At 39.3% G+C, this 10,864-nt stretch carries 13 protein-coding genes; 3 read left to right on the top strand and 10 right to left on the bottom strand.

Annotated features, from left to right (window positions below; translation table 11 throughout):
* Positions 1-141: 141 nt before the first annotated feature.
* Positions 142-459 carry a hypothetical protein gene (locus AC1DRF_RS10310; RefSeq protein WP_477727413.1) on the top strand — a complete coding sequence of 106 codons (318 nt, stop codon included), beginning with the start codon at positions 142-144 and terminating at the stop codon, positions 457-459.
* 67 nt (positions 460-526) lie between these two features.
* On the opposite strand, the gene AC1DRF_RS10305 is transcribed toward AC1DRF_RS10310, so the two are convergent.
* From AC1DRF_RS10305 to AC1DRF_RS10275, 7 genes are all read right to left on the bottom strand, one after another.
* Positions 527-916: a VOC family protein gene (locus AC1DRF_RS10305; RefSeq protein WP_477740695.1), complete on the bottom strand. Its 390-nt coding sequence runs from the start codon at positions 914-916 to the stop codon at positions 527-529.
* Positions 917-1,177: 261 nt separating this feature from the next.
* Positions 1,178-1,873, bottom strand: coding sequence for an ABC transporter ATP-binding protein (locus AC1DRF_RS10300; RefSeq protein ID WP_477740694.1), 696 nt, complete (start codon positions 1,871-1,873; stop codon positions 1,178-1,180).
* On the bottom strand, positions 1,873-2,958 hold the full coding sequence (locus AC1DRF_RS10295) for an ABC transporter permease (RefSeq protein WP_427075923.1): 1,086 nt from the start codon (positions 2,956-2,958) through the stop codon (positions 1,873-1,875). Before AC1DRF_RS10295 ends, AC1DRF_RS10300 begins: the two co-directional genes overlap by 1 nt.
* Before the next feature lie 72 nt (positions 2,959-3,030).
* A complete protein-coding gene (locus tag AC1DRF_RS10290) occupies positions 3,031-4,413 on the bottom strand; it encodes a sensor histidine kinase (RefSeq protein ID WP_477740693.1) in 1,383 nt (460 codons plus the stop codon).
* A complete protein-coding gene (locus tag AC1DRF_RS10285; protein WP_097822811.1) occupies positions 4,410-5,084 on the bottom strand; it encodes a response regulator transcription factor in 675 nt (224 codons plus the stop codon). The genes AC1DRF_RS10290 and AC1DRF_RS10285 overlap by 4 nt, the downstream gene beginning before the upstream one ends.
* A gap of 164 nt (positions 5,085-5,248) precedes the next feature.
* On the bottom strand, positions 5,249-6,127 hold the full coding sequence (locus tag AC1DRF_RS10280; protein ID WP_427075922.1) for a PhzF family phenazine biosynthesis protein: 879 nt from the start codon (positions 6,125-6,127) through the stop codon (positions 5,249-5,251).
* Between the two features lie 14 nt (positions 6,128-6,141).
* Entirely contained in the window at positions 6,142-6,486 is a 345-nt protein-coding gene (locus AC1DRF_RS10275; RefSeq protein ID WP_427075921.1) for a YunG family protein, read from the bottom strand.
* 190 nt (positions 6,487-6,676) lie between these two features.
* Between AC1DRF_RS10275 and AC1DRF_RS10270 the strand changes: the two genes are divergently transcribed.
* On the top strand, positions 6,677-7,450 hold the full coding sequence (locus AC1DRF_RS10270; protein WP_427075920.1) for a DUF2628 domain-containing protein: 774 nt from the start codon (positions 6,677-6,679) through the stop codon (positions 7,448-7,450).
* Between the two features lie 57 nt (positions 7,451-7,507).
* On the opposite strand, the gene AC1DRF_RS10265 is transcribed toward AC1DRF_RS10270, so the two are convergent.
* From AC1DRF_RS10265 to AC1DRF_RS10255, 3 genes are all read right to left on the bottom strand, one after another.
* Positions 7,508-8,644, bottom strand: a complete 1,137-nt coding sequence (locus AC1DRF_RS10265) for an ATP-binding protein (protein ID WP_477740692.1) — start codon at positions 8,642-8,644, stop codon at positions 7,508-7,510.
* An 80-nt stretch (positions 8,645-8,724) separates the two neighbouring features.
* Positions 8,725-9,297 carry a GNAT family N-acetyltransferase gene (locus AC1DRF_RS10260; RefSeq protein ID WP_477740691.1) on the bottom strand — a complete coding sequence of 191 codons (573 nt, stop codon included), beginning with the start codon at positions 9,295-9,297 and terminating at the stop codon, positions 8,725-8,727.
* A gap of 346 nt (positions 9,298-9,643) precedes the next feature.
* Positions 9,644-9,976: a hypothetical protein gene (locus tag AC1DRF_RS10255; protein ID WP_477740690.1), complete on the bottom strand. Its 333-nt coding sequence runs from the start codon at positions 9,974-9,976 to the stop codon at positions 9,644-9,646.
* A gap of 515 nt (positions 9,977-10,491) precedes the next feature.
* Between AC1DRF_RS10255 and yjcZ the strand changes: the two genes are divergently transcribed.
* Complete coding sequence (gene yjcZ, locus AC1DRF_RS10250) at positions 10,492-10,641, top strand: sporulation protein YjcZ (protein ID WP_014459214.1); 150 nt, start codon at positions 10,492-10,494, stop codon at positions 10,639-10,641.
* The last annotated feature ends 223 nt before the right edge of the window (positions 10,642-10,864 follow it).

The following is a 10,864-nucleotide window of genomic DNA, read 5'->3' as shown; positions in this document are numbered from 1 at the left end:
CTTTTTCTCCTATTAGTTTTATCATGAGAAGCATCACTCCTTGACTTATAAAATAGCTTATTACGTTCTGTAGAAATAAAACGAATATTAATACACGTGTGTACAAGCACACCTTTGCATAACAAATAAAATATAGTAGTTATGATGAAAGGAGTGAATCCTATAAAAAAATATTATTGCTACTACAATTCAGCAGATGACAAATATTATGTAGAAAGCGATTATTCTTTTAAAAAGCGTCCGCGCAAGAAAAAAACATGCTGTGTAACCATTAATTATTATACAAATATTGCATATGAAGGCGGACAAATTGCTATAAACGGTGGACAAAACGCATCTCAAGGTGGACAGATTGCCAAAAACGGCGGGCAAAATGCTAATCAAGAAGGACAAATCGCAGGAAAGTACGGGCGAAATAAGCTAACTGAATTTAATTTCACTAATGATAATCAAGAGTAATTCCTCCTGTTTTGCCTGTAAAACACCGAGAAGAATGTATATGCTCCCGGTGTTTTTTGTTTTTCTTCTATTTATTACTCACGGTTTCCATAACTGCAAAATAGTTATCTTCACTGTCTGAAAAGTTAAAGACTTTTCCTGAAGGCATGGATACAATTTCTCCTACCGTTACGCCTTTAGCTGTTAAATCTCCGTATAGTTCATCCACATTCTCTGTAAAAAACAGCAGCGAAGGAGTCCCGACATTTAACTCTGGCTGCATTTTTGCTATTAGCTGTTTGTTATGAAGGATAATAGTTGTTTCAACACCCGCTACCGGCGCTAGCTCAATCCACTTCATGCCTTGTTCATTATTTTGTTCAGACATAACTTGAAATCCCATTTTTTCTGTCCAAAACTTTACCGCTTGATCTTGATCGTTTACATACACCATAATTTGACCGACTTTTTTAATCATTGCTTTCACTCCTTTTTCTCATCGTTTCATCACCTTTTTACTATTTCTTCATTGCCTTTTCATTTCCTGTTTCTTATTTTTTTCCTTCCTAAATAGCGTTGTTTTATTTTGGCTACACGCTTTTTAAAGAAGTGGAATATGAATAACTAACCCATCTACTAATAAAGAAGCAAACGTATGGAAGCTCCAAATCGAGACGACAAATATATGCACAATGAAGAACGCAAAAAAAGTGCTGCTCTTGTCAAGAGCAGCACTTTTTTAAACTTGCACGCTGTTTGATTCTACTAATTCTCCATCTTCCATCCATACAACGCGGTCGCATAAATCCAGCATTCTTTGGTCATGCGTAACCATTACAGCTGATTTGCCCCTCAGCTTTACTTCATCTGCGAGCATTTGTACGACTGCTCTTCCTCGCTCTGAATCCAAGCTTGCCGTCGGCTCGTCTGCGAAGATAATTTCAGGGTTATTCATCCACGCTCTTGCAATCGCTACCCGCTGACGCTCTCCGCCGGATAGACTTTCAGGGTAGTGATGTTTTCGATGAGCAAGCCCGAGCTTTTCAAGCAAATCATCCGCTCTGTTTTTGGCGTCTTTGTCTCGATTTCCTTCTAGTTCCGTTACAAGCAGCAGCTGATCGCGAACCGTTAAATACGGAATTAAATTAGCTGCTTGAAAGATAAAGCCAATTTTCTTCAGGCGAATGCTGTTCATTTGTGATGGAGACATTTTATTAATCTCGTCTCCGTCAATAATCACACGTCCGCTAGACGGCGAAAGCAGCGCGCCTGCAATGGATAAAAAGGTACTTTTCCCGGAACCAGAAGGACCGACAATCGCCACAAGCTCTCCTGCTTTTACACGCAGCGATAGGTCATTTAACACGACTACAGTGTTTTCTCCTTCTCCAAATGACTTGCTAACACTCTCTAAAACTAATTTTTCTTCACTCATTAAACAGCCCTCCCAATCGCTTCAACCGCATCTACTTTTGCTACGCGATACAGCGACAATAATGAACTCAGTACAGAAACAGCTACAAACAGCGCCGAACAGCCGGCGATTAGCGATAAATCCAAGTAAAATGGCATCGAATCAGGCAAAATGGCAGCTACTCCGTACGTCAGTCCAATACTAATAGCGAGACTGCATAAAGTTAACACAACCACTTGAGATAAAATCGTTCGCGCTAAATAACTTGTTTTTGCTCCTATCGCTTTTAACACCCCAAACTGATTCATTTTTTGAAGCGTCATCACGTAGAAAAAAACGGCTAATACAAAAGCGCCAATGATAAACAGAAACGCGACCATCATTAAAAGCGAGCCTTGTTCTTCTTGATAGCCAGGAATTCCTTTTAACGCTTCATCTTTACTAATCACATCAATGTCCGACTTCTTTTTTTGAAGAGCATGTGCTTTTTTATCGTTCATGTTTAACACCACTGCATTAAAAGCACCTGTGCTTTCAATTGTCTTCCACTCTGTAAAATTAATATGAATAACAGGCGCGTGACTAAACGACTGATTTTTTGTAAAACCAACAATTCTAAAGTTTTTTCCTGAAGCCGTATCTTTTATCATATCACCTAGCTTTACTCCTTCTTCTTTTAGCGAAGAGTCCGCCACGGCTTCATGTTTCGCATCGTCCGTAATCATCTTCCCTTCTGTTACGTTCGGAGCTAAAAAGCCGCTTGTGCTTATGGCAAAAAACGAGGCGTCTATTTTTTTGGCTTTTCCTTCATTTATAATTGCTGTCATCATCACACCAAGCGGCTCAGCATTTTTCTTGCCGCTTAGCTGTTGAATATCTTCTGTTTTGTTTATGGATAAAACAGAGCGCGTCAGGCGTTGATCCGCTTCTTTTTGAAGCACAACGTAATTTCCTTTCATTTCTTGAACAGCTGAAGCATTGTCAGAGGAAAGCCCCTTTGCTAAGCCTGATACAAAAAGCACAAGCCATACAATTAACACCATAATCACGCCAATGAGTAAGTAGCGCAGCTTCGCATGTTTCAATTCACGTAAAGCCAAAAACATGTTTCTTTCATCTCCTTTTTTAATTCTATTTAAAGTATAAAAATAGAAAATGAATGGAAGATGAACGGCTCATTACATTTTCGGAAGATAAACGTGAAAGGTGCTGCCTTTTCCTTTTTCGCTTTCAACGTGAATGGAACCTCCGTGCATTTCGACAATTTGCTTTACAATCGCTAAGCCAAGACCGCTGCTTCCTTCCGTCCGGCTTCTTGCTTTATCTTCTTTATAAAAACGATTTAAAATATGCGGGAGGCTTTCTTTCGACATACCGATTCCCGTATCTTGAAATTCCACGTGGCAATGCGTGTCTTCCATGCCAACGCGAAGAGAGAGCGTTCCTCCTTCTTCCGTAAACTTTACGCTGTTTGTAATCAAATTTGTCCACACTTGATGAAGCAGTTTTTGATCGCCTGAAATCATCGTTGAAGGAAGATCCATTTCAATAGCCAGCTCTTTTTCACGCCAGCTCCACTCCGTCATAAACAGCACTTGCTTGATTTGAGTTGCAACATCAAACGTACTTTTTTCGATATGCTCACTTTCTTTATCAAGTGAAGCAAGCGTAAGCAGCTGTTTGCTGAGTGACGACATGCGCCGGCTTTCTTCTTCAATAATAGACAGGTACTCATTTCTCTGTTCATCTGAAAGATTAGCAGAACGGAGCGTTTTCGAAAATCCTTGAATGGACGCCAGCGGAGACTGAATTTCATGTGACACGTTGGATACAAATTCTTGGCGCATCTCTTCAAGCTGCTCTAAACTTTTAGCCATCTCGGAAAAATGTGAAGCAAGCGCGCCGATTTCGTCTCGGCGCTTTACGTACAGCTCGACGTTGTATTTTCCTTTTGCCACTTGTTTTGTCGCTTCCGTTAGCTTGACAATTGGCTTTACTAAATAACGCGTACTAATAAGTACAAATAAAATACTTAATACAATCATCAGCAGTAAAATGACCGAGAAAAAAATGCGCATTTCCCCGAACTGCAGCTGAATATCAGGGCGAATAAACAGCGCTTGCTGCTTGTTACTTTCTCCTTTTAACGGCACGCCGATGCTATTGGCTAACACATTATCAAAAAATCCCGTCACAAACACCTGTGAAGGAAAGTTTGCAATTCCGTGATACATTTTTCCGTCCAGTACTTGTTTGACAGCACTCTTTTCTAAGCGCTGATTTCTAAATTCCCGTCCGTAAAACGTCTCATGTCCGCTCCTGTCCACCACATATATTTGATAGCCCAATTTACTAATATGCTGTAAATAAGCTTGTTGATCCACGCCCCTATTGCTTTCGTAAAAGCTCGCAATGTCTTTTGCCATACGCGTAAGCTTTTGATCGTTATAAGGTTTTAAGCTGTACTGATAATAAACGTTTGCTAAAATAAACGCTAGGAGACTACTAAATACCATTACAGCAATGGTCGTCAGAACAATCCGCAAATAGAGCGTCTTCATTTTGCCCTCACCTCAAGCTTATAGCCGACGCCTCGAACCGTCGTAATGACAAAATCATCGGTATGTTCAAACCTTTCGCGCAGCCTTTTCACGTGTACATCGATTGTGCGGTTATCTCCGTTAAAATCCGCTCCCCATATCAGATGAATTAATTCTTCTCTTGTGAAAATTCTTCCTGGATAGCTCGCGAGCTGAGCTAATAATTCAAATTCTTTCATTGGAAGAATTAACAGTCGTCCGCTGCAGTGCACTTCATAGCTTTTTCGGTCGATAGAGGTGCTGTTCAGCACGATCATCTTTTCATTTACCACTTCGTATCGGCGAAGCAGTGCTTTGATTCGGAAAATCAATTCTTTTGGTTCAAACGGCTTTGTAACATAGTCATCCGTTCCTGCTAAAAAGCCTTTTTCTTTGTCTTCGAGCTGATCTTTTGCTGTTAATAAAATAATGGGAAAATCATAATAGCTGCGTATTTCTTCGCAAACTTCATATCCGTCTTTATGAGGCATCATAATATCGACAACCGCTAAATGAATGTGCTGCTTAGCAAGCAGACCCGAAGCTTCCTCGCCGTCTTTTGCTTCATGCACCATATAGCCTTCAAGCTGCAAATAGTGACGAACTAATTGCCGCATATGCTCATCGTCATCCGCCAGTAAAATGTGAATCATTTTTTCTGCCACTCCTTTTATCAACCATTTAAAATGGCGGCCTTTTGGCCGCCATCACTTATTCTTTCAGTATCTATCTGTTTACTAGTGTAACCAAACGCGGTGGTCCTATTGCGTTTTTTATTAGGATAAGGACTTATTGTGAACAGCAGATGAACGGCTTGTTACAAAATCCATTCACCGCGCGCAATCATCTCTACTTTTCCACCTACTTGAATGTGAAAAGCTTCTCCATCATAACTAGCTTTTACATAAAGCCGTGAAGGTCTTCCTATTTCGTATCCTTGTTCTACACGTATGTCAATAGCTTGCTGATTAAAATAACGGTATTTAACTAAATATGCTGCTAAACAGCCGTTGGCGCTGCCGGTTGCTGCATCTTCTGGAACGCCGTAGTAGTCGGCAAAATCTCGTACGTTTAGCTGATGATCTTGGTGATAGGTTTCCGGCGAAAAGACCATAATCGCTTTCGCTTCTGTATTTTCTATCAGTTTGAAATATTTTTCTTTGTCTACATGTATCTCTTTAGCTGCTTCTAATGATGTTAACGGGACAAGGATGACCGGCAGACCGGTGGATACTTCTTGAACGGGAAAACGCGTGTCGATATAAGCTTCATCAAGGTTTAACACATCCGCAACTTGCTTTTTATCTAACACTTTCCCAAACGTCGGCTGACCTTGTGTCATCCACAGCACATCTTTTTGTTCATCATATGTAACGGGCGTAGGACCTGCTTTATAATGAAGAATAAGTTCCTCTGTATCTTTTTCTTCTAGTTCTTCTCGGATAACATGAGCGGTGCCGAGCGTCGGATGTCCTGCAAACGGTACTTCTTCATTAGGCGTAAAAATCCGCACGTTATATTCTCCTTTTGCAGAAGAAGACGTGATAAACGTCGTTTCAGAAAAATTAATTTCTTTAGCCATTTGCTGCATCTCTTTATCTGAAAGTCCTCCTGCGTCTTTAAAAACAGCGAGCTGATTTCCCGTATATTTTCTCTGTGCAAATACATCAACAATGGAATACTGAATACTTTTCATTTATGTGTTCCTTTCTAAAGCAAATTTTCATGTATAAAATAGGTCATTACGTTTTTCTTTAAAGCCTCATATTGCTCCTTATTGGTATCCATAAACGCTTCTTCCCGACTGGATAAAATGTCTGCATAATGGAGAGGCTCACAAAATTGTTCTTGTGTAAAGTCATAGCGCTGTTCATCAAGCTGATTATAAAAATGCCATCCTTCTTTACACGGAGTTTTTAAAATATATCCTCTTTTAATATCTTGAACGACAAGAGCTGTCACGCCGCACTGTCCCTTAGAAGGATTGTCAGCTGTCCACTTTGTGCTTGAATGAATTGACCACGATTGGTACAGGGCTTTCTTTAAATGATTCATGTTCAAGGAGCTCCTTTTTCTTCAAATCTACCATATTCTTCTTTTTTATGAAAATTCCCTTTAAAAAACCAACAGCGCAAATATTCTTATTTTAAAAATAATTTAAGGAAGAATAGAAAAATACTAGAAATAATGTATAATAATAGAGTCATTTTAGATGATAGATTATAACCAATGAAAGGTGTTTTAAATGGAAGAACAAGCAGTAGATGAACTCATGTCTTTTGAAGAAGAGCATAAAGTAGTTCGAACAAATACGTCCTATTATGATTTGAAGTGGGGGAAAACAGCTAATCCAGCTAAAAACAAAACGTGGAACTGGGCAGCCTTTTTTCTGACAAGCGCTTGGTTTGCATACCGAAAAATGTATAAGCACTTTTTTATTTTAACGCTTATTGAGGTAATTTGGTTTTCCCTTTTGTGCTTTGTAGACATACCAGAGTGGTCCGATGCAATTGTGTTCGGCGGTGCTTCACTTATTACAGGGCTATGTGCCAACCGATGGTATTATAAGCACGTTAAAAACGTGTTAGCTCGAGCCGGAGCTCAGCCGGAGCAGCGGAAAGAAGCTTATCTGCAAATAAAAGGCGGCACTCACATCGGAATTGCTATTGGTTTAAGCATCTTAGCGCTTGTGATTACTTTTGGAGTCGGAGCGGGATTATCATTTTTACCAACAAAAACGAATATTAAAGATGTAGTTCGCTACGGCGACGAAGCAATTACGCTTGAAACGTACAACGATCATCCAAAATGGACCTACATCAAGCAAGAAGGCCGTCATCACGTTGTACAATTTACCGGCTACGATTATACAGAAAAAGAGCATGTACGCATTGTGTTTAACGTTTATTTGGATAAACAAATTTACGAGTGGGACAAAATTTACATCAACGGCAAAAAGTTAAATAAAAAAGATACGGAAGACTATGAATACTGGATTGAAGACAGTTCAGCATATTAAAAAGGTCAGCAAAAAAGAAAGGATGAGTGCTTGCTCTCCTTTCTTTTTTGTTTTATCTTAAAGCGTCAAAGGCAGCTTAACCGTCACCACTGTCCCGTTCTCATCACTTTCAATCGCAAGCTTACCGTTATGCTCGTTGATGATCGTTTTACAAATAGAAAGCCCTAACCCCATGCCTGTTCCATCTTTTGTTGAGAAAAACGGATTTCCTACTTTATTAATAATGGATAGCGGAATCCCAGAACCGGTATCTTGAATGTCAACAAGAGCCCAATCTTCCCATTCTTTGATAATAAGATTTACTTCCCCGCGTTTCTTTTTCTCCATTGCTTCAATGGCGTTTTTCAAAAGATTCATAAACACTTGTCTCATTTGAGCAGGATCGATTGATACAAGGGGAATGGCTCCTTCTATTCTTACGTTCATTTCGACATTATATAGCGCAGCTTCACTTTTCAAGAAAGCAACGGTATCATGAATAACTTCTACAATCGATACGATTTCTTTTTTAGGCGCTGTTGGCTGCGTGACAAGCAAGAAGTTGTTAATAAGTTCATTCATGCGGTCCAGTTCATCAAGAACAATTTTTTGAAAAGGCTCTGCCTGTTCATTTTCATTAAATAAAAATTGAATAAAGCCACGCACCGACTGCATTGGGTTTCGAATCTCATGCGCTAATCCTGCTGCTAGCTGCCMTACGAGCGCCAGTTTATCAAGCTGCAGAATTTTCTCTTCAATTTTCGGCAAAACAGCCGCTTGATTTTTATAAATAATATGAGACAAAATACCAGCCAGCCGGTTTAACCCTTGAATTTCACTTTCGCTAAACTGATAAGGATCCGGATCGACCGCACATAAGGTACCAAACATTCTCCCGTCTTCTAGCACAATCGGTGTTCCTAAATAAGAACCTACCCGGGCACCATCAATGATGGCTAAATTAGACGTTCTAACATCGCGTTTTGTATTGGGAATAACAAGGGGTTCATTACACGTAACTAAGTTGCATACCGCACGCTCTAACGGCAGCGTCAGTCCATCCTCTACAAGGCTTCCCCCTTCTTTATTAAAGGCTTTCATAACTGAAAATTGTTCGTCGAAAATCCCTACAAACAGCGTCCTGCTTCCGACTACTTCGCTAGCCATCTGCAATACATCCCAAACGGCTTTTTCATTGATGTTCCTCTCTTCCATTACCTTAGTCACCTACTATTTAAATATAGACTGTTCTATTCTCTTATTCTCATTATAAATTTTAAATGTAAAAACGTATATCAAAATTTTAAGAACTCGTTTATTTCTTCTATTTCATCATTGGGGTTAAGAATAGCCAAGACTTGATGGTCTTCCCATATGCCATTAATATTTACATTTTTTCTAGCAATTCCTTCCCTATGAAAACCTGCTTTTTCTAATACGCGCTGAGAAGGCAAATTACGTGGCATAACGCCGGCTTCAATGCGGTGAAGATGCAGCTCTTCAAACGCATAGTCAACAAGTGCTTTTACGGCTTCTGTTGCGTACCCTTTTCCATTATGATGCTGATCTAGGAAATAGCCGATAAACGCGCTTTGTAAAGATCCGCGCAGCACTTGAAAAAGACTAATGGTGCCAATCAACTTATTATTCTCTTTTTGAAAAAGACCAAAATAGTATTCTTCATCGTTTTTTCTATTCTCTTCGTGACGCTGAATTTTTTCTACTTGGCTCTCTAACGTATAAAAAGAATGCTCTCGAATCATAGAAAACTGTTCAAAAAAGCCGCGATTGTCCTTTTGCAACCGAAGGCTGTCGTGCGCATCGCTGACAGTTAACGGGCGTAAATAAATAATATKACTTTCGATCATGTTATGTCTCTCCCTCTTTTACTTCTCACAGAAAGTTATGTAAAAAGAATGCTTCATTAACATTTCCATTTTCTCACATAGTAAGCGTTTCTTACCGTAATGTAAAGAACAAAAAGCACGATTCTAACATCTTTTCTTTATCTCTTTCTGCCGCTATTTTTTATTTCTTCCCTATGTAAAAATCAAAAACCACCTGGAAACTCACCAGATGGTTTCTTATATTAAGTGGTGTGCACGCTCTGATTAACTGTGGATGGATATAAAGCCTTACGTTCCAAAACAGATTTCTTTATAGAAAAGAATGATGTGAAAAATATTTCTTCTGAGATTTTTCTTTTATTTACGTTTAACAGCAGCCGCCGAAGCCATAGCCGTAACCGCCAAAGCCACCATAAGGATAACCACCAAAGCCACCATAAGGATAACCACCGTAACCGTAGCCGCCAAAGCCATATGGTGATAACAGTGAACCTGCTACTAGCCCTCCTGCTAACCCTCCTAAAAATGGACCTCCAAAGCCAAAGCCGAATGGTCTGCCAAAGCCATAGCCAAACGGGCGTCCGAAACCAAACGGTCTGCCAAAGCCAAACGGTCTGCCAATAAACCTTTCATCTGTGTGTTGAAGTTGATGATGATCTTGAGAATACATAGTAGGAAAAAAATGCATTTCTGAATTCATAAGAGAAACCTCCGTTTTTTGTTTTTGCTTTCACCCATGAATATGCATTTACCTATTCGCTGTCTTGGGCAAATATCTTGGTTATGCTGAAAATAAGGGAAAAGAATTACGAAAAAAAGAAAATTACTAGGTTTATATGAAAATGAGCTTGATTTCTCTTTAGTACCTAATACATACAAAAAGAAGCGGATTCTGACTTAGAATGGTATAGGGAAAGTACTAACGTGTTTATTTCATAGTAAAAAATAAGAAGCCGAAGAAAAAATTCTTCGGCTTCTCCTTCATTATGTACGCAGGCTAAGGAGGAAGTGGTATTAGCCTGCTTTGTTATAACATGGGGGCTCATATATGAGATCTTGGGATGATTCATCCTATGTAGAAAGTGAAAAAAAGTACCGTGTCCATCTTATTTTCTTATCTTTTTTTATTTTCATTGAAATCGTTGGATATTTTTGGAGCATTTTTGCATTTCAGGCATATGTTAAAAATGTACTCAGAACTTGGAGGTGAAATATATGGGCTTCTATGGTGGCTGTGGTTATGGCGGTTACGGTTACGGCGGTGGCGGCTGCGGATTTGGCAGTGGCTTTGCTTTAATCATCGTATTATTCATTTTATTAATCATCATCGGCTGTGCTTGCTGGGGAGGATTTGGCGGTTGCTAATCATTAGAAATAGTGATGAACAGCTTCATTTCCGCTAATTTTTTTACCAAAAGCTAGCTTTCCACTTTATTATGAAAAAGCAGTGTCCACATAATGGGCACTGTTTTTAAATGTGCTTATCAACCAGGTCATAATAAGGCTAACTATTATAAAAAAAATAGATCTTTTTAATCTGCCGTTTCTTGTCTGCTTCTTCCCATCACCTTATTTTTCTTGTTCATAC

Source organism: Priestia sp. P5_B4 (assembly GCF_056400385.1).
Note: the sequence above shows the minus strand (reverse complement) of the source record. Positions and strands in the feature narration are given on the sequence as shown.